The organism is Nocardia sp. NPDC055165 (genome assembly GCF_053606985.1).
This window is the reverse complement of record NZ_JBSGSS010000009.1, coordinates 91,093-109,686: the sequence shown is the minus strand read 5'-3', so window position 1 is coordinate 109,686 and position 18,594 is coordinate 91,093. Positions and strand designations below refer to the sequence as shown.

The window sequence follows — 18,594 nt, the reverse complement described above, 5'->3', positions numbered from 1 at the left end:
CCGACCGTCTAAGACATTTGTTCTAGACATACGTGCCAATCTCTGTTAGACATATGTCTAAGACATTCGTACATCAGACGGGAACCACCATCATGAGCATCACCAGCACCCTCCACGTTCTCGTCTCCGGCGGCGGCATCGCCGGCAACGCGGTCGCACTCCAGTTGCTGCGCACCGGCATTCGCACCACCGTGGTCGAGCGCGCCGCGGCCCCCCGCCCCGGCGGCCAGGCCGTCGACCTGCGGGGCCCGAGCAAGGAAGCCGCTGAGCGGATGGGCCTGATGGAAGGCATCGCCAAGTACCAGCTCGACGAGCGCGGCATGTCCTACATCGACGGCGACGGCAAGATCTACGCCAGGATGGCGATGGAGGACTTCGACGGGCAGGGCGCCGTCGCCGAAATCGAGATCACCCGGGGCGACCTCAATCAAGTGCTCCTCGACGCGCTGGCCACCGCCGACAACGGTCAGCTGGACTACCGCTACGGCGAGTGGATCGACCAGGTCGTCCAGGACGACACCGGCGTGGACGTCACGTTCGCCTCCGGGGCCACCGAGCGGTTCGACCTGGTGATCGGCGCCGACGGCATCCACTCGGCGACGCGGCGACTGGTCTTCGGGCCCGAGGAGAAGTTCAGCACCAACCTCGGCGGCTACGGTGCCTTCTTCACCATGCCCAAGCCCGCCGATGTGGAGCCCGGCTGGTTCAGCATGCGCCTGGTACCCGGCGCCATGCTCGGCATCCGTCCCGACGCCGACCCGAGCACCGCCAAGGCGATCATCACCATGCGCACCGAGCCGGACCCGGCGCTGCGCCGCGACGTCGACGCCCAGCGCGCGCTGATCAGGAAGACGATCGGCGACGCGGGCTGGCATGCTCCCGCCGTCCTCGCTGCGATGGAATCCACCCCCGACTTCTACTTCGACGAAGTCGCCCGCGTCGACGTTCCCGAATTGTCCGTCGGCCGCGTGACACTGATCGGCGATGCGGGCTACTGCGGCTCACCGCTGACCGGCATGGGCACCGCGATGGCCATCGTGGGCGCCTACATCCTGGCCGCCGAGATCGCGGCCACCCCGGACGATCTGGCCGCCGCGCAGCAGCGCTACCAGGACAAGATCTCGCCGTTCCTCGACAAGGCCAAGGAGATCCCCGGTGGCGGCATGGCGATGATGATCCCGAAGTCCCCGCTGTTGACGCGGCTCGCCAAGACGAACGTGCGGCTGATGATGTCGCGCCCGATGCGTCCGCTCACCAAGAAGATCTTCTTCGGCCACACCGAGGAATTCGCCCTCCCGACCTACTGACCCACCCGCAGACTGGCCGCGGACCTCGACAGGTCCGCGGCTACTCTCGATGACGTGCCGCAGAAGATCATCCTCGACGTCGATACCGGAATCGACGACTCCCTGGCCATCCTCTACCTGCTGGCCTGCGACGACGCCGAGATCATCGGCATCGCGGCCACCGCGGGCAACGTGGACGGCGCCCAGGTCGCGGCGAACACCCTGGCGATGCTCGATCTGGGCCGGGCACCCGAGATCGAGGTGGCGCTCGGTGCCCCCGAACCGCTCGCCGTGCCCTTGCGCACCACCGAGGACACCCACGGTCCGCAGGGACTCGGCTACGCCGTGCTGCCTGTGTCCTCGCGTGCGCTGTCGCCTCGATCGGCGGCCCAGCTCTGGGTGGACCTGGTTCGCGCCGCGCCGGGCGAGGTGATCGGCCTGTGTACCGGTCCGCTGACCAATCTCGCACTGGCCCTGCGCATCGAACCCGAGCTGCCGCGCCTGCTGAACCGTCTCGTCATCATGGGCGGCGCGTTCAACCACCCCGGCAATACGACGCCGACCAACGAGTGGAACATCCACGTCGACCCCGAAGCGGCCAAGGAAGTGTTCGACGCCTTCTCGGCGGCGCCACCGGAGCGCAGGCCGCTGGTGTGCGCGCTGGACATCACCGAGTCCATCGAGATGCTGCCCGAACACCTCGCCCTGCTCGCACAGGCGGCACGCAGCGCACCGATCGAGCATGTCGGAGCGGGTGATCCCCCCGAATTCCGTTCGGCGGCCAGCAATCCGATCATCCGCTATCTCACCGACGCGGTGCGGTTCTATTTCGACTTCCACCACCAGTACGACCTGGGATATCTGGCCCACATGCACGACCCGTTCGCGGCGGCGGTCGCGCTCGACCCGACCTCGGTGACCACCCGCCCGGCCACCGTCGACGTGGAGCTGGCCGGCACCATCACCCGTGCCACCACGGTCGCCGACTGGGCGGGCATGTGGGGCCGAGAACCCAACGCCGACATCGTGATCGGCACCGACCCCGCCGTCTTCTTCGAACGCCTCGTCACCCGCGTCGGCGCCCTGGCCCGCCGCCTCTACCCGGAGCAGTCATGACCGTAGACACTGTCGCCTACCTCGCCGACTTCCGCGCGCGCTACCAACTGCCCGCGATCATCGACGTCCACACCCACTTCATGCCCGACCAGGTGATGCGCAAGGTCTGGGCCTACTTCGACACCGCGGGGCCACTGACGGGCCGACCGTGGCCGATCACCTATCGCGACGACGAACAGGTGCGCCTGAAGACCCTGCGCGACTTCGGCATCCGGGCGTTCACCTCCCTGGTGTACCCGCACAAACCCGAGATGGGCGCCTGGCTCAACGACTGGACCGCCGAGTTCGCGGCACGCACCCCCGATTGCCTGCACACCGCCACCTTCTACCCCGAGCCGGACGCGCCACGCTACGTCCGCGAAGCTATCGACCGTGGCGCGCGAGTGTTCAAGGTGCACATCCAGGTCGGCGCGTTCTCGCCCTTGGATCCGCTGCTCGACCCGGTGTGGGCGATCCTGGCCGAAACCGGCACGCCCGTTCTGATCCACTGTGGATCGGGCCCCGCCCCCGGCGAATTCACCGGGCCCGCGCCCATCGCCGAACTCCTGCGGCGCTTCCCGACCCTGCGCTTGATCATCGCGCACATGGGAACCCCCGAGTACAGCGAGTTCCTCGATCTGGGCGAGCAATACCCGCGGCTCTACCTCGACACCACCATGGTGTGGACCGAATTCAGCGAAGGCGATGCACCTTTCCCGCCCGCCGAACGAGAACGCCTGCGCCGCTTCGCCGATCGCATTCTGTTCGGCAGCGACTTCCCCAATATCCCGTATCCCTACGCCGAGTCCGTCGCCGCGCTGGAACGCCTCGACCTCGGTGCGGAGTGGCTGCGCAAGGTCTGTCACGACAATGCGGCCCGGTTGTTCGAGCTCGACTGATCAGGCGGGGATCTCCATCCCCTCGGCCAGCAGCGGCCAGGAATTCTTGAATGCCTTCTGCCAGTAGCCCCACGAGTGGGTACCCTGGGTCGACAGGTCGAAGGTCGCCGGAATGTCCAGTTCTTCCAGGCGATTCTGCAGGTTCTTGGTGCACCAGCGGGTCGTGGCCTCGATGACGCCGCCGACGACGATCTGGTTGGCCAACCCGACCGGGCCCCAGGTCACCAGGTGCGAGTCACCGAGCTTGTCGAACTCGCCGGGTAGTCCGTTGCCGTTCGAGACGTAGAGCTTGGTCCCGCGCAGGCCCTCGGCGTTGACGACGGGATCGTTGGCCGCCCAGGCCGGATCGCCGGGCGGTCCGTACATGTTCGACGCGTCGCCGCCGCCGGTTCCGACCACGACATTGACGAACTGCCTGCCCACCGGGTCGCTGATCTGGGCGCAGCCGCTGTAGGCGGCTACGGAGCGGAACAGGCCCGGCTTCGCGATCGCGAGCTGTAACACGGAGGTGGCCGTCATCGAGTTCGCCGCGATCGCGTTGCGCCCCGTCGTGGCGAACATCGTGTCGACGAGCGTGGGCAGTTCGTCGAGGAAGAAGGTCCGCCATTTGTTCACGCCCAGCATCGGATCCGGCTCGCGCCAGTCGGTGTAGTAACTCCACGCGCCACCGATCGGCATGACGACGTTGACGTCCTTGCCCGCCAAGAAGTCGACGACATCGGTGTTCTGTTCCCAGGTGGCAGTGTCTTCGCCGCCACCAGCGCCGTTCACCAGATACAGCGACGGCCGCGGCACCGACGTGTCGGCGGGGCGCTGAACCTTCACCGAGACCTCGCGTCCCATGGCGGCCGAGTGGATCCGCACGGTCACCTGCCGACCGTCGATCGAGGTCACCTCGGCCCGCGAACCATCGATTGTGACGGTCTGATTCACCACCGCGACAATCGGTTCCGGCTCTTGCGCGTGCGCCCCGCTGACGCCCGTCATCGAGCCCACCACGACGAGCACCGCCGAAACCGCGCTGCGGCACCTCACCGATCCAACCTCCATGCGAAAACCGACCGCTCAGTGCGGCTCGTCACAATATCGGGCCGGATCACACTGTCGTTACCGGTTTCTTACCGATTTGTCACCGAACACAACGCCGATTCGGTGAATCATCGTGCCGCGACGGTGAATCAGGCCCGTCGATGAGCGGGCCGCTCCGCCTCGTCGAGCAATGCCACCGCGAAGTCCTCCATGGAGATCGCCGAGACGCCGTCCGCGTCGACCAGCAGTTCGTCGGCACCGACCCGGTAGTCACCGGTGCGCTCCCCCGGAATCAGATCAGCGGGCGGGCTCAGAAAGGTCCAGTCCGCCGCTGCGTCCGATCGGCACGCGGCGAGCTGATCGGCGCACGCCTGTGCGATCGCCGCGAGTTCGGCCGGGAACTCCGGGGTTCGGCTCAGCGGCGACGACCCGACTGCCGACGGCCCCACCAGCTCCGAACACCGCGATCCGCATGACCAATCCTCCTGCACGACAATCCGACTGCCTGACAGAGGGAAATATATATTAATGTTGACTTAGTTAATGATGACTTATCTCACTCTCGAGATATCAGCGGCCGATGACCTCTGCCGCGTAGACGGCGAGGCGAACACGGTTGTCGGTGCCGGTCTTGCCGAGCAGGTTGGCGATGTGGGTCTTGACGGTGCTGACGCCCAGGTGGAGCTGGTCAGCGATCTCCTGGTTGCCGTACCCCTGGGCCACGAGACGAAGGACGTCGAGCTCCCGTGGCGTCAGATCAGGAGTGCGGACCAGCGCCGACGGCGCCGCGAGCGCCCGATCGACCAGGCGGCGCAGCAGCGCGGGCGAGAACATCAGATCGCCCTCCACCGTGCGCCGGATCGCATCGAGCAGCACGGCGGGCTCGGTGTCCTTGACGAAATAGCCCGCAGCCCCGGCCGACAGCGCGGGAAACAGGTGTTCGTCATCGTCGAAAGTGGTCAGCACCAGCACTTTCGCGCGTGGTGACGCGGCCAGGATCTGCCGGGTCGCCGCGACACCGTCGAGTCCTGGCATCCGCAGGTCCATCACGACCAGGTCGGGCGCGAGCTCGGCGTAGAGCCGCACCGCCGCGACACCGTCGGCCGCCTCCCCGACGACGGCGAGGTCGGTGGTGTCCTCGATGAGCATCCGCAGGCCCGCGCGCACAAGGCGCTGATCGTCGACCAGCAAGACCGTGATCACGACAGCCCCATTCCCCTCGTGGTGTCCGGCAGCCGAGCGCGCACGGTCCACGTCGCGTCGCCGTTCGCGACCGTACCGACGGTGAGAGTGCCTCCGGCGAGTTCGGCGCGCTCGCGCATCCCGACGATTCCGTGTCCAGGAGGCGCCGTCGCCCCGTCGCGTCCGCCGTTGACGACTTCGATGGTGACCCCGCCTTCGCACCGGAGAATTGCGAACCGTACCGGCACATCACGAGCCGCGTGTTTCATCACGTTGGTCAGCGATTCCTGGACCAGACGCAACAGCGTGAGCCTGCTGATCGCGTCGAGTCCGCCGAGGTCGGTGTCGATTTCGGTCACGACAGTGAACCCGGCAGCACGAGCCCGAGCGAGCGCGGCCTCGACCTCGGTCGTGACCGCGTCGGAGTCGACCAGTGCGACCGTGCCGAGGGTCGGATCGCGCAGGGCGGCGAGCAAGCGGCGAATGTCGGCGAGCGCATCGGCCGCGGTGTCGCGCACATCGTCGAGCACCGCGACCACCCGCGGATCGGCTTCGCGCACAACATGTCCCGCCACCGAGGTCCGCAGCACGATCGAGGCCATGTGGTGAGCGACCACATCGTGGAGTTCCCGCGCCAGCGCGGCGCGCTCGTCGAGGCGGGTACGCGCTTGCGCCTCCTCGGCGCGCACGCGCAGATTCTGCGCCAGGTCACGCTGCCCCCGCAGGTACAACCCGAGCAGCAACGGAAGTCCCACGTATGCCGCGGCCTCGACGAGGGTCGACGCCCGCCCGATCGAGTTGTCGTGGAGGCCGACCCGCCCGAGCGTCACAGCCGCGGCCCAGCCCGCGGTCGACACCGCGACCGTCGACCACCGGTGGGTGCGAGCCACCACATCGACCAGGGCCACCGCGCCGAGGTACGGCGCCAGCCCGGACACTCCCCAGGCATCGGTGCGCAGCATCGGCACGGCCAGCGCCGACAGCGCGAGCGACACTGCGAGCGGCCACCGAGCGCCGGCCAGAAACACCACGGCCGCGGTCATCGCCAGCAGCCAGTAGTGCGGTGGCACGCGGTACTGGCCCGGGTAGGTGCTGGCCAGCAGCAACACCGGGATCAGCGCCAGCGGCAGCCACCGCAGCAGCCCTCGCCAGTCGCGGTGGGCGCGGATGTCGATCACGCCCCCACGGTAAGCGACCGAGTGGTTCGGACCGCGCGAGTAGGCGGTCGGCGCGCCCGTGCGAGAGCGGGCGCGATCCGCGAGGGGGCTCGATCGGCGAGCCGTTCTGGATCGGCTCGGGTACCAGGCGAACCGCGTGCGCGCAAGGGCCGCGCGGGTGGAATCCGGCGGACCGAGTCGGGCCGTTCGGCGGAGTCCCCGCCGCCGCACCCGAACGAAGCTGGAGGTTCCCGCACAGAAGGAGCACACGTGGTCTCGCGACGAGGATTTCTCACCGGGCTCGCCCTCGCACCGGTGGCGTACGCGGCCGGGTGTTCGATCCGCCCCTCGGCACCTGATTCGGCACCCGGGTCGACGCGACCGTTGCCGATCCCACCGCTGGCAGCATCCACCACCGGCGCGGACGGCGTCCGCCGATTCACGCTGCGGGCCCAGCCGGGCACGACCGAGATGATCCGGGGCAAGCAGACCCCGACATGGGGGTACAGCGGTTCGGTCCTCGGACCCACCGTGCGGGCTCGACGCGGCGAGAAGGTGGCCTTCACCATCACCAACGACCTGCCCGAACCCACGTCGGTGCACTGGCACGGCATGCACCTGCCCGCGAAGTTCGATGGTGGCCCCCATCAGATGATCGCGCCGGGTGCCCAGTGGGCGCCGCAATGGACCGTGCAGCAGCAGGCCGCGACACTCTGGTACCACCCACATCCGCACGGCGCGACCGAAAAGCATGTCCAGCGCGGCCTTTCCGGCTTCTTCCTGATCGACGACGACGCGTCGGACGCCCTGGATCTGCCGAAAGACTATGGCGTCGACGACATTCCGCTGGTGATCCAGGACCGCCGGTTCACCGCCGACGGCGCCCTCGACGATTCCGACGCCACCGATGTCGGCCTGCTCGGCGACACGATCGTCACCAACGGCATCGCGAACGCCCACCTGCCCGTCACCACCGACCGGGTCCGGTTGCGGATCCTCAACGGCTCGTCGGGCCGGCTCTACCAGCTCGCCTTCAGCGACGGCAGAACGTTCCAGCTCATCGCCACCGACGGCGGTCTGCTCTCCGAACCCGTTGCGCTGAAGCGGATTCAGGTCAGCCCCGGCGAGCGTGTCGAGCTGGTGGTCGCCCTGGATCCGGGCGAGAACGTCACGTTACGGTCGCTGCCGATCACCGAGCGCGCGGGTATCGACCGCGCGGGCGAGTTCGGTTTCGACGACACCTTCGACATCCTGACACTGCGTGCCGGCGCCACTGTGCGACCCTCCGCCGCACTACCGGCGACGCTGATCCCGATGCCCGCCCTCGCCGCCGCGACCACCCCACCGACCCGTTCGTTCGACCTCCAATGGTTCATGATCAACAATCGCCGCATGGACATGAATCGCATCGACATGACCATTCCCGTCGACACCACCGAAGTCTGGACGGTCCGCAACAAGGACAACTGGCCCCACAACTTCCACGTCCACGACGTCCAATTCCAGATCGTCGCCGTCGACGGAACACCGCCTCCCCCAGCTCTTTCCGGCTGGAAGGACACCGTCTACACGACCCCGGGCGCCACCTACACCCTGGCCATGCACTTCGCCGACCACACCGACCCCACCTATCCGTACATGTACCACTGCCACCTGCTCCACCACGAAGACCAGGGCATGATGGGCCAGTTCCTGGTGCTGGCCCCCGGGCAGCAACCCGCACCTGCGCTGATGGACATGGACATGGGAGCCATGGATCACGGCGGATCGTGACTACAGTCGAGGGATGGGCATCGAGTGTTCTGACATCGTTGCAACACCCCGATCCGACGTTTTCGCCTGGTTCGCCCGTCGCGGTGCGTTCACGCGATTGGCGCCACCGTGGCAGCCGGTCACCCTGATCTCCGAAGCCGATTCGCTGGCCACCGGGCGAGCGGTGCTCGGCCTGCCCGGCGGGCTGCGCTGGATCGCTCAACACGACCCCGAGCAGTATCGGCCGCCCGAGCGGTTCGCCGATGCCGTCGCGGCGGGCGGACCGGCCTCGTTGCCGGTCTCCCGGCTGTTGCCGTGGCAGCATATCCACGAGTTCGCCGAGGTCGACGCCACGCACACCCGTGTCATCGATCGGGTGCGGACGCCGATTCCGGAGTCGGTGTTGCGGCCGATGTTCGAGTACCGCTATCGCCAGCTCACCGACGATCTGGCGAGCCACCGCCGTGCGGCGCAGGCCGGCCTGCCGACCACGACGATCGCGATGACCGGCGCGTCAGGGTTGGTCGGCTCCGCGCTGAGCGCCTTCCTCAGCACCGGCGGCCACCGCGTGGTGCGGTTGGTCCGCCATCGCGCACAGCATCCCGACGAACGACAGTGGGACCCCGACGCGCCCGCCGCCGACCTGCTCGCCGACATCGATGCCGTGGTGCATCTGGCCGGGGCGTCGATCGCGGGCCGATTCACCGCCGCGCACCGGCGTGTGGTGGCTGACAGCCGCATCGAGCCGACCCGGCGGCTCGCCGAGCTGGCCGCGGCCTCGGGCGTCGAAACCTTCGTCAGCGCCTCCGCCATCGGTTATTACGGCTATGACCGTGGCGAGCAGGCGCTGACCGAGAAGTCCGAGCGCGGTGACGGATTCCTGGCCGATGTGGTCGAACAGTGGGAGGACGCGTGCGAGCCCGCCGCGGTGGGCGGAGTCCGGGTCGTGCGGGTGCGTACCGGCATCGTGCAGTCTCCGCGTGGGGGCACCCTGCGGTTGCTGCGGCCGTTGTTCGGCGCCGGTCTCGGCGGTCGGATCGGGGACGGCCGGCAGTGGTTGTCATGGATCGGTATCGACGATCTCGTCGATGTCTACCACCGCGCCCTCTGGGACGACACGCTGGCCGGTCCGGTCAATGCCGTTGCGCCACAGCCGGTTCGCAACAGCGAGTACACCCGCGTCCTGGCGCGAGTGCTGCATCGCCCGGCGTTGCTGCCGGTCCCGAGCTTCGGCCCGGCGGTACTGCTGGGCAAGCAGGGCGCGCGCGAACTCGCCGAGGCCAGTCAGCGGGTGACGCCGACCCAGCTGACGAAGGCCGGGCACCTCTTCCGGAGCGAGGATTTGGAGCAGACGCTGCGGCACCTGCTGGGGCGGACGGCGGGCTGACACGGTCCGGCACCGGTCCTCGCGAGCGGACGATGCGTGTCAGCGCGTACGCCGACGTGGGAGTCGACTAGTTCCTGTATCGCATCGCCTGCGCATCGTTCGATGGTCGCCAGGTCAGATCGCGCGGCTGTGTCCAGCCGGGAGCGCGGTTGATCGGCGACACCGAGGCGCAAACATGATGTCCCCGAACGCATTCAGCGCAGCGCGTCGACCGCGGCCGTCAGGCTACCGATCCGCTCGACCGTGTCGGGCAGCAGCACGGCGTCCCAGCCCGGCCCGCCGACGAGCACCCGGGCGCCGGACCCCGCGCAGGCGAGCACCGCCGAGGTCAACGCGGTCGACTCACGTTGCGACCACAGCAGCACCGAGGCCTCGTTCGAATGCCGGGCGAGCGCATCGGACAACGCGACCGTCGGCACGTCAGCGCCCAGCATGCGCGCACCTACCCCGGCCTGCGCCAAAGCGGCACGCAGCACATCGAGCGGGAGCGAATGCGTTTCGCCGCTGGTGCACGCGAGCAGCACGGGCGCGCTGCTGCGCGCCGGTCTCACCTGCTGCATGACCGCCGCGATGGACCACGACAGCAGGTGTTCGACGTCGATGCAGCCCTCACCGCCGCCCTGGCGCGCGACGATATCGGTGAACGCGGGGCGGCACAGAGCCTCCCAGGTCTGTACGACGCCATGAGCCCGCACATGGGCGTCCAGATGGGCACAGACGGTGGTGGTGTCCAGCGCGAACGCCGCGTCGAGCAGGCCGGCACGGTCACCGAGGGCAGGCGCGGGTCCACGGGCCGCCGCCGCGGCCCCGGCGGGACTCGCGCCCCCGCCGATCAGCTCGAGCATGTGCTCGAGCACAGCGATATCGGTGTCGGTGTAGAGCCGATGGCGGCCGGGCCGATCCTGGGCGGGACCGATGCCGTACCGGCGATTCCAGCTGCGCAGGGTCGCGGTCGGGATGCCGAGACGGTCGGCCACCGCGCGAACCGTGAAACCGGCCGCGGCGGAGGCAGGAGCAGAACCGGCGGGCATCGCCTCATTCTGCCCGGAACGCCTCGGCAGGCGTGTCACGGCCCGGCCTCCGCGCGTCGGCGCCGGGTCTCGCCCGTCGAGCCGACAACCCGCTGAACCGTCCACATCATGCATCAATAATGCATCAATTACTGTTAGCATGGAAGAACACCGACTACGCGAGGAGTTTCCTGTGCGCACCCGATTCGGCCCGTGGACCACCGCCTTGCTGATCGCCGCCGGCCTCACCGTGGCAGGCTCCGGCTCCGCGGCCGCCGAGCCACCCGCACCGGTGCCGAGCCTGGACCTCGACCGCTATCTCGGCGATTGGCATCAGCTCGCGGCAGTACCGCAGGTGTTCAACCTCAATTGCGCACGCGACACCTCCGCGAACTACAGCCTCGACGCGCGCGGCGACATCGCCGTCCACAATCGCTGCCACACCTGGAGTGGCGGCGTCGACGAGATCCGCGGTACCGCGACCGTGAACGACCCGGTCACGAACGCGCAACTGCACGTGAGCTTTCCGGGTGTCATCGGCCAGGATGGGCGCGAGGGACCGACCAACTACCTGGTGACCGCACTCGGCCCGGACTACTCGTGGGCCCTGGTCACCTCGCCGAGCAGACTGTCGGGTTTCGTCCTCTCCCGCACCCCGGCCCTGGACGAGAGCACCTGGCAGCGGATCGACGAGGCGATCAGAATCGCGGGCCAGGACCCGTGCGTCTACCTCACCTCACCCACGACCGGCGGCCGCGAGGGTGTGCTGCCCCTCTGCGCACGATGAGCGTCGCGATCGCTCTGTTCACCCGCGACCTGCGCGTTCACGACAATCCGGTACTCACCGCGGCCGTTCGCGAAGCCGACCGGGTGGTACCGCTGTTCGTCGTCGACGAGGTACTGGTGCCCGATCGCTGCCCGCCCAACCGCGCGCACTTCCTCGCCGCCGCACTCGCCGAACTCGACAAGGAGCTGCGCTCGCTCGGCGGACCGCTCGTCGTGCGCCGCGGCATGGTGGCCGATGTCCTCGACCACGTGATCGAGGAGACCGGCGCCACGAGCGTGCACCTGGCCGAGGATGTCAGCCGCTACAGCAGGCAGCGCGAGCAGGCACTGCGCCGCAACCCCGACATCGTCGTGCACTGCCATTCCGGTTCCGTCACAGCCACCTCCGCCGAACTCGTCCCGTCGACCGGACGCGATCACTTCGCCGTCTTCACCCCCTATTTCCGGCGCTGGAGCGCGGCCCACCGCCGCACCCCGCTGCCCGCGCCCCGCTCGCTGTCGGTGCCGCCGATCCACAGCGAGCCGCTGCCGGAGCCGACGGATCTCGGTTCCGGGCAACCGTCGCCGCAATTGCGGGTCGGCGGGGAATCCACCGGACGTTCGCTGCTGCACGACTGGCTCGACGGCCCGATCACCGGCTATGCCCGCGACAACGACGATCTCGCCGCCGACGCCACCTCCCGGCTCTCGCCGTACCTCCACTTCGGGTGCGTGTCCCCCACCGAGGTGGTGCGCCGGGTCGATACGGCGACCGACGGCGGACTCGCCTTCGTCCGGCAACTGGCCTGGCGCGATTTCCACCATCAGGTGCTCGCCGCCCGCCCCGATGCCGCCTGGTCGGACTACCGCACGCGGGTGGCCGCGGGCCCCGACGACGAACAGGCCGTCGCGGCCTGGCGAGACGGGCGCACCGGCTACCCGATCGTCGACGCGGGTATGCGGCAGCTCCGTGCCGAAGGCTGGATGCCGGGGCGAGCACGGCTGATCGCGGCGAGCTTTCTCGCCAAATCACTGCGCCAGGACTGGCGGGTCGGCGCGGCCCACTTCCTGCGCTGGCTCGTCGACGCCGACCTCGCCAACAATCAGCTCAACTGGCAGTGGGTCGCGGGCACGGGCACCGACACCCGGCCCAACCGGGTCCTCAATCCGCTGCGCCAGGCCGAGCGCTACGACCCCGACGGCGTCTATGTGCGGCGGTGGCTGCCCGAACTGGCGCATCTGCCCGGTGCGAGCATTCACCGACCGTGGCGCGCGGCCATCGACCCGGCGGACTATCCCGCGCCGATCATCGACTGCGTGGGCAGCTAGACCGATGAATTCCGGCTGCGGAGATCGTCTTTTCCACAGACGCAACCGCAGAGGAGTCGCCATGCCGCTTCATGGTCAGGGATCGCCCGAGCACACGGTCGCCGTCGGTGACGTCGACCTGTGTGTGAGCACCTTCGGGCACCGGCGCCATCCACCGGCGCTGCTGCCGAACACGTCGAGACTGTTCTGGGAGGACCGGTTCTGCGACCGGCTCGCCGACGCGGGCCGGTTCGTGCTGCGCTACGACATTCGCGATACCGGCCGGTCGACCGCCTCCGCGCCGGGCGCTCCCGGCTACAGCCTCCGGGATCTGGTGGCGGATCTCGTCGGGCTGATGGATGTCTTCGAACTTCCGCGAGCCCACCTGGTGGGTTTCTCGGTGGCCGGATGGATCTGTCAGCTCGCTGCCCTCGACCACCCCGATCGGGTATCCGCCCTGACGCTGATCAACACCCGTCCGACCGCCCCCGGCCCGGCGGACCCGGATCTGCCCGAGCACTCGGACCGGATCATGGCGTTCTTCACCGAGAGACCCCACCCGGACTGGTCCGACCGGGCGGCGGTGATCGACTACGGCGTGGAACAGGCCCGGGTACGCGCGGGCACACACGGATTCGACGAACTGCAGGCCCGCCGGCACGCGACCCACATGGTCGACCGCACCACCGACATGGCCTCCAGTGTGCTCAACCTGGCATATGTCGAGGCCGGCGACCGGTGGCGGGAACGTCTGGGCGAGATCGCCGTGCCGACCCTGGTCGCGCACGGCACCGATGACCCGTTCTTTCCGTACGGCAACGGAGAGGCCATGGCTCGCGAGATCCCCGGCGCCGATCTCCTCCCGCTGACCGGCATCGGCCACGAACTTCCCGACGTCACGTGGGATCGACTGCTCGCCGCCGTGCTGGTGCTCCACCCGGAATCGGTGGCCGAGGACGCCGTCGGACGAGGGTCGTCCGGTTCGACGCCCGGGCGCTAGCACCGTGTCGGGAATATCGACGGCCATGGTCGGCAATCCGAACCGCCGAGCCAGCCGAACTCCGTTGCATCCAACATCTACGCGGCACCTCGCCGCCTCGACGGAAGTGACGGAACCACCATGCGATCCTTGCCAAAAGCCCTCGTTGCGGCGATGCTCCTCGGCTCGGCACTCGGCCTCTCTGCCTGTTCCGACGACGACTCGAGCACCACGTCCGCGACCTCCTCCGCGCCGATGACGTCGGCACCGATGACCACCGGCGCGTCCGCGGCCGCCGACCTCGTCGGGCCCGGTTGCGCGGCATATGCCGCCCAGGTTCCCAGTGGTCCCGGCTCGGTCAGCGGGATGGCCCAAGAGCCGGTCGCCGTCGCCGCGTCCAACAACCCGATGCTCACCACGTTGACCTCGGCGGTCTCGGGCAAACTCAATCCCGACGTCAATCTCGTCGACACCCTCAACGGTGGCCAGTTCACCGTCTTCGCGCCCGTCGACTCGGCGTTCGCGAAGATCGATCCGGCTACGATCGACTCGTTGAAGACCGACTCGGCTACGCTCACCTCGATCCTCACCTATCACGTGGTGCCGGGCCAGATCGCGCCGCAGAGCATCGCGGGCACGCACAAAACTGTCCAGGGCGCCGACGTGACGGTCAGCGGCTCGGGTGACACGTTGAAGGTCGGCGACGCGAACGTGATCTGCGGTGGCGTGCGCACCGCGAACGCCACCGTGTACATGATCGACAGCGTGCTCATGCCGCCCGCGGCGTGATGACGGCGACGGCGCTTTTCCCGGCGTCGCCGCGGAAATTTCCCGGCGGCGCCCATCCGAACCCGAAGGCAGGCCGAAATCCCTCTCATGCTGATGCAAGCAGGGACCCTCCGATGACGGCCCGGCGCGGCTCCGCACCGATCAACCTGCGATCGGTCACCGAGCCCGCTCCGGCCTGCCCGACGGGCGACCGCCGCGACCATGCCGTCCAAGAGCAGCTGGTCGACCTGCTCGACGATGTCGCGGCAGGCGATCGGGCGGCGTTCGCCGAGTTCTACCGCGCCACGAGCCCGCGGGTGTTCGGGCTCGCGCTCCGCGTGGTGCGCAACCACGGCGCCGCCGAGGACATCGCTCAGGAGGTGTTCCTCCAGGTCTGGTCGCTGGCCGGACAGTACGACGCGACCAAGGCCAGCCCGATCGGCTGGCTGATGATGCTGACCCACCGGCGCGCGGTCGACCGGGTACGGGCCGAGCAGTCGGCCACCCGCCGCGACATCGTGTTCGGCCACGCCCACCTCGGCCGCGACCACGACGTCGTGGCCGAGGAGGTCACCCAGCGTCTCGACGAGCAGTCGGTGCTGGACTGTCTGCAGACCATGACCGAACTCCAACGCCAAGCGGTGGCGCTGGCGTACTACGGCGGGCGCACCTACCTCGAGGTTTCCGAGACCTTGGCGGTGCCGTTGCCGACGGTGAAGAGCCGCATCAAAGACGGCCTGAAAAGGCTGGAGAACTGTTTGACCGGAGGGAATACCCGATGAGCGAGACCGATCGGCGGACCCCTTGGTCGTGGCTGGACGAGGCCTACCCCTATGCCATCGACGCGCTGGATCCACCACAGCGACAGGCGCTCGAGGAGTGGCTCGACGCCGCAGGCCCCGACCGGGTGGCCGAGTTCCAGGCCGCCGTTCGCCGCATCCAGGAGACGATGGCGGACCTGACCGTGTTCGACTCGGTCCCGCCACCGGCACGCCTCGAAACCGCGCTGATGCGAGCGCTGGACCGGTACGACACACAGCCGTCTCCGCTCGCGCGGCGCGGCGCGACCGGCAGGCGCTGGCACCTTCGATGGTTGACCGTCGCCGCGGCGGCGATCGTGGCGGTCGGTGCCGGTGCCGGTATCGGGGTGGTGATCGAACGCGCGAACGACGGGACGGGTGCGGTCACCGCGCAGCAGGTGCTCGACCAGCCCGACAGCCGGGAGTCCTCGGTGGCGGTCACCGGTGGCGGCGCGATGACGGTGTACGAGTCGAAGTCGCTGGGCGCGGCCGCGGTGTCGTTCCAGGACATGCCCGCGCTGCCTGCCGACCGCGCGTATCAGCTGTGGCTGATCCGCGCGGGCACACCGACATCGGTGGCGGTGATGGACGGTCCGGCCTCGGTCGTGACCACGGTCGACGTCGCCGACACGCTCGCGGTGACGGTCGAACCCGCCGGTGGTTCACCCGGGCCGACCACCTCCCCGATCGTCAGCATGACAGTCGGCTGACCCGCTGCGGCGGGCCGTGCCGACACTCGAAACCCCAGGAGTGACAGCATGGTCCGCCGTTTCAGCTTCACCCGTCGCCATCCGGGCCGACTCGCGGCGGCAGTCGCGGCCGCGGCCGCCGCCGCGCTGGTCCTCGGGGTCGGACACCTCGTCGCCGTGTTCATCGACCCGGTGTCCTCCCCCTTCTTCGTCCTCGGTGCCACCGTGGTCGATCACACGCCGAAGTGGTTGAAGGACAGCGCGATCCGCTGGTTCGGCACCAACGACAAACTGGCACTGGCCGTCACTATGGCCGCGGTCATGGCCGTGGCTGCCGCGATGATCGGCTTGGTGGCCCGCCGCAGCCCGGCGTGGGCGGCCGGTCTGCTCGGCGCTCTCGGTATCGCCGTGAGCGGCTTGGCGCTGCTCCGCCCTACCGCCACACCACTGTTCGCCGTTCCGGCGGTGATCGGTGCACTGACGGGGATGGCGGCGCTGTGCGCGCTGTTCCTCGTGCCCGCCGAGGCCGACCGGGGGGCCGGGCCGACGCGGCGCGGGTTCCTGCTCGCTCTGACGGCAGTGACGGCCGGCGCAGTGGCGGCCGGGGCGGCGGGCCGAGTCATCGGTAGCCGTCTGCGCGATATCGCCGCCGACCGGGCGGCTTTCGTACTCCCCCGGGTCGCGGCGCCGGTGCCACCGGTCACCCCCGAGATGGACCGAGTCGTGCCCGGGCTCACCCGATTCATCACTCCCGCACCGGATTTCTATCGCGTCGACACCGCACTGCAGCTTCCGTCGTTGACTCGCGCGCAGTGGCGATTGCGCATCCACGGGATGGTGGAGCGCGAGATCCGGCTCGACTTCGACGAATTGAGCGCCCGGCGCGCGGTCGAGTCACTCATCACGCTCACCTGTGTCTCGAACGAAGTCGGCGGAGACCTCGCCGGAACCGCGCTGTGGACCGGTTACCGCCTGGCCGATCTCCTGGCCGAGGCGGGGCCCTCCCCCGATGCCGACATGATCCTGTCGCGCAGCGTCGACGGATTCACCGCGAGCACGCCATCGGCCGCTGTGCTGGGCAACCCCGACGCCCTGCTCGCCGTCGCGATGAACGGCGAGCCACTGCCTGTCGCTCACGGCTACCCGGCGCGGATGATCGTGCCCGGTCTCTATGGCTACGTTTCGGCCACCAAGTGGGTTGTCGATCTGGAACTCACGAGATTCGACCGCGCACAGGCGTACTGGACGCAACGCGGCTGGGCGACTCGGGCACCGATCAAAACCGCATCCCGGATCGACGTCCCGGCGGCGTTCGCGCACCTGGACGCCGGACCGGTGATCGTGGCAGGCGTGGCGTGGGCCCAGGGGCGCGGAATCGATGCCGTGGAAGTCCAGGTCGACGACGGACCGTGGCAACCGACCACACTCGCCGCCGCCTACTCCCTCGATACCTGGCGCCAGTGGACCTGGACGTGGGATGCCTCGCCCGGCACGCATTCGCTTCGCGTGCGCGCGGTCGACGCCACTGGATCGGTGCAGACCGACGCCAGGGCGACCCCGTTCCCCGACGGCGCGACGGGCAGGCACTCGCGCGTGGTCATGGTGCGGTGAGCGATTCGCTCAGGCTTGACCGGCGAGATAGGTCACCAGGGCGTCGACGAGACCGAGGGTGCCTTCCTCGCGTTGGTCACCGGTGTCGAAACCGTCCAGGTGGGCGCCGAATTCGACGAGGGTGAGCTTGGTGCCGGTGGTGGTGGGTTCGAATTCCCAGGTGGCCACCGAGGTGGAGATGTGGGAGCCGTTGAGCCACATGTCGTAGGTGTAGACGAGGCGTTCGTTGTCGATGATGTCGGTGTAGGTGGCAACGAAGCGGGAGGTCATCGTCTGCTGGAAAGTGCCTTCGTTGATCTCGCGGCCGCCGACCTGGAAGTCGATCGAGGACTCGCCCTGCTCCCAGCCTTCCTCGCCGCCGAACCACTTCGCCTTGATGGCGGGGTCGGCGAAGGCCTGGAAGACGACGGCGGGCGCGACGGGCACCTCGCGTTCGATGGTGAACTGGGCGTGGTTGATGGAGCGGGTCGCCGTGTCGGTCATTGTTGTTCTCCCTCTGAGTTTCTGGTTGATTCCACGAGTAGTGCCGTGAGCCGGTCCACCTGCCGTTGCGCCGGTGGACGGTGGCCGTGCAGCCAGTCGATCGCCGTTGCGAAGGCGTCCGGCACCAGTTGGTAGGTGCGCACACGGCCGATCTTCGCCGAGCTGACGAGCCGACCGGCTTCGAGCGCTTTCAAGTGCTGCACGATCGTCGGGAGCGCGACCTCGAACGGTGCGGCGAGATCCGATACCGATGCGGGCCCGCGCGCCAGCCGTTCGACGATCGCGCGACGAGTCGGATCGGCCAACGCCCGAAAGACACTGTCGAGTCCTCCGTCCGGATCGCCGCTCGAATACTTAGGCACATACCTAAGTATTCACAGTTGGATCGATCTGC

19 protein-coding genes are annotated in these 18,594 nt (G+C 68.7%); 12 read left to right on the top strand and 7 right to left on the bottom strand.

Annotated elements, in window-relative coordinates:
- Positions 1-92 precede the first annotated feature (92 nt).
- Genes ACWFRF_RS19830 through ACWFRF_RS19820 form a run of 3 tightly spaced genes read left to right on the top strand, consistent with a single transcriptional unit; the run spans position 93 to position 3,280 of the window.
- Positions 93-1,307: an FAD-dependent monooxygenase gene (locus tag ACWFRF_RS19830; protein WP_387444316.1), complete on the top strand. Its 1,215-nt coding sequence runs from the start codon at positions 93-95 to the stop codon at positions 1,305-1,307.
- A gap of 54 nt (positions 1,308-1,361) precedes the next feature.
- The gene (locus ACWFRF_RS19825) at positions 1,362-2,402 is read left to right on the top strand and encodes a nucleoside hydrolase (protein ID WP_378992008.1); all 1,041 of its coding nucleotides are present in this window, start codon (positions 1,362-1,364) and stop codon (positions 2,400-2,402) included.
- On the top strand, positions 2,399-3,280 hold the full coding sequence (locus ACWFRF_RS19820; RefSeq protein ID WP_452451460.1) for an amidohydrolase family protein: 882 nt from the start codon (positions 2,399-2,401) through the stop codon (positions 3,278-3,280). Before ACWFRF_RS19825 ends, ACWFRF_RS19820 begins: the two co-directional genes overlap by 4 nt.
- On the opposite strand, the gene ACWFRF_RS19815 is transcribed toward ACWFRF_RS19820, so the two are convergent.
- The 4 genes from ACWFRF_RS19815 to ACWFRF_RS19800 all read right to left on the bottom strand — a co-directional run bounded on the left by ACWFRF_RS19815 (position 3,281) and on the right by ACWFRF_RS19800 (position 6,669).
- The gene (locus ACWFRF_RS19815) at positions 3,281-4,330 is read right to left on the bottom strand and encodes an alpha/beta hydrolase (RefSeq protein ID WP_452451458.1); all 1,050 of its coding nucleotides are present in this window, start codon (positions 4,328-4,330) and stop codon (positions 3,281-3,283) included.
- Positions 4,331-4,458: 128 nt separating this feature from the next.
- Entirely contained in the window at positions 4,459-4,758 is a 300-nt protein-coding gene (locus tag ACWFRF_RS19810; RefSeq protein WP_452451456.1) for an NAD(P)-dependent oxidoreductase, read from the bottom strand.
- 121 nt (positions 4,759-4,879) lie between these two features.
- Positions 4,880-5,512 carry a response regulator gene (locus ACWFRF_RS19805; protein WP_378992002.1) on the bottom strand — a complete coding sequence of 211 codons (633 nt, stop codon included), beginning with the start codon at positions 5,510-5,512 and terminating at the stop codon, positions 4,880-4,882.
- Positions 5,509-6,669, bottom strand: coding sequence for a sensor histidine kinase (locus ACWFRF_RS19800; RefSeq protein ID WP_452451454.1), 1,161 nt, complete (start codon positions 6,667-6,669; stop codon positions 5,509-5,511). Before ACWFRF_RS19800 ends, ACWFRF_RS19805 begins: the two co-directional genes overlap by 4 nt.
- A gap of 249 nt (positions 6,670-6,918) precedes the next feature.
- Between ACWFRF_RS19800 and ACWFRF_RS19795 the strand changes: the two genes are divergently transcribed.
- Positions 6,919-8,421, top strand: coding sequence for a multicopper oxidase family protein (locus tag ACWFRF_RS19795; RefSeq protein ID WP_452451452.1), 1,503 nt, complete (start codon positions 6,919-6,921; stop codon positions 8,419-8,421).
- A gap of 13 nt (positions 8,422-8,434) precedes the next feature.
- Positions 8,435-9,787 (top strand): TIGR01777 family oxidoreductase, encoded by a 1,353-nt coding sequence (locus tag ACWFRF_RS19790; protein ID WP_379312658.1) that lies wholly within the window; start codon positions 8,435-8,437, stop codon positions 9,785-9,787.
- Positions 9,788-9,981: 194 nt separating this feature from the next.
- On the opposite strand, the gene ACWFRF_RS19785 is transcribed toward ACWFRF_RS19790, so the two are convergent.
- Positions 9,982-10,818: a MerR family transcriptional regulator gene (locus ACWFRF_RS19785; protein ID WP_452451449.1), complete on the bottom strand. Its 837-nt coding sequence runs from the start codon at positions 10,816-10,818 to the stop codon at positions 9,982-9,984.
- Positions 10,819-10,990: 172 nt separating this feature from the next.
- On the opposite strand from ACWFRF_RS19785, the gene ACWFRF_RS19780 reads away from it, so the two are divergent.
- From ACWFRF_RS19780 to ACWFRF_RS19750, 7 genes are all read left to right on the top strand, one after another.
- Complete coding sequence (locus ACWFRF_RS19780; protein ID WP_387444293.1) at positions 10,991-11,584, top strand: lipocalin family protein; 594 nt, start codon at positions 10,991-10,993, stop codon at positions 11,582-11,584.
- On the top strand, positions 11,581-12,891 hold the full coding sequence (locus tag ACWFRF_RS19775; protein ID WP_452451448.1) for a cryptochrome/photolyase family protein: 1,311 nt from the start codon (positions 11,581-11,583) through the stop codon (positions 12,889-12,891). Before ACWFRF_RS19780 ends, ACWFRF_RS19775 begins: the two co-directional genes overlap by 4 nt.
- A 61-nt stretch (positions 12,892-12,952) precedes the next feature.
- Positions 12,953-13,870, top strand: coding sequence for an alpha/beta fold hydrolase (locus ACWFRF_RS19770; protein ID WP_452451446.1), 918 nt, complete (start codon positions 12,953-12,955; stop codon positions 13,868-13,870).
- Positions 13,871-13,990: 120 nt separating this feature from the next.
- The gene (locus ACWFRF_RS19765; protein WP_452451444.1) at positions 13,991-14,638 is read left to right on the top strand and encodes a fasciclin domain-containing protein; all 648 of its coding nucleotides are present in this window, start codon (positions 13,991-13,993) and stop codon (positions 14,636-14,638) included.
- A 113-nt stretch (positions 14,639-14,751) separates the two neighbouring features.
- The gene (gene sigK / locus ACWFRF_RS19760) at positions 14,752-15,399 is read left to right on the top strand and encodes an ECF RNA polymerase sigma factor SigK (protein WP_378991991.1); all 648 of its coding nucleotides are present in this window, start codon (positions 14,752-14,754) and stop codon (positions 15,397-15,399) included.
- Positions 15,396-16,127, top strand: coding sequence for an anti-sigma factor (locus tag ACWFRF_RS19755; RefSeq protein ID WP_378991990.1), 732 nt, complete (start codon positions 15,396-15,398; stop codon positions 16,125-16,127). Before sigK ends, ACWFRF_RS19755 begins: the two co-directional genes overlap by 4 nt.
- A gap of 48 nt (positions 16,128-16,175) precedes the next feature.
- On the top strand, positions 16,176-17,717 hold the full coding sequence (locus ACWFRF_RS19750; RefSeq protein ID WP_452451441.1) for a molybdopterin-dependent oxidoreductase: 1,542 nt from the start codon (positions 16,176-16,178) through the stop codon (positions 17,715-17,717).
- Between the two features lie 9 nt (positions 17,718-17,726).
- Here ACWFRF_RS19750 and ACWFRF_RS19745 read toward each other — a convergent pair whose 3' ends face one another.
- A complete protein-coding gene (locus tag ACWFRF_RS19745) occupies positions 17,727-18,200 on the bottom strand; it encodes an SRPBCC domain-containing protein (protein WP_452451440.1) in 474 nt (157 codons plus the stop codon).
- Positions 18,197-18,562, bottom strand: coding sequence for an ArsR/SmtB family transcription factor (locus ACWFRF_RS19740; protein WP_452451438.1), 366 nt, complete (start codon positions 18,560-18,562; stop codon positions 18,197-18,199). The genes ACWFRF_RS19745 and ACWFRF_RS19740 overlap by 4 nt, the downstream gene beginning before the upstream one ends.
- Between the last annotated feature and the right edge of the window lie 32 nt (positions 18,563-18,594).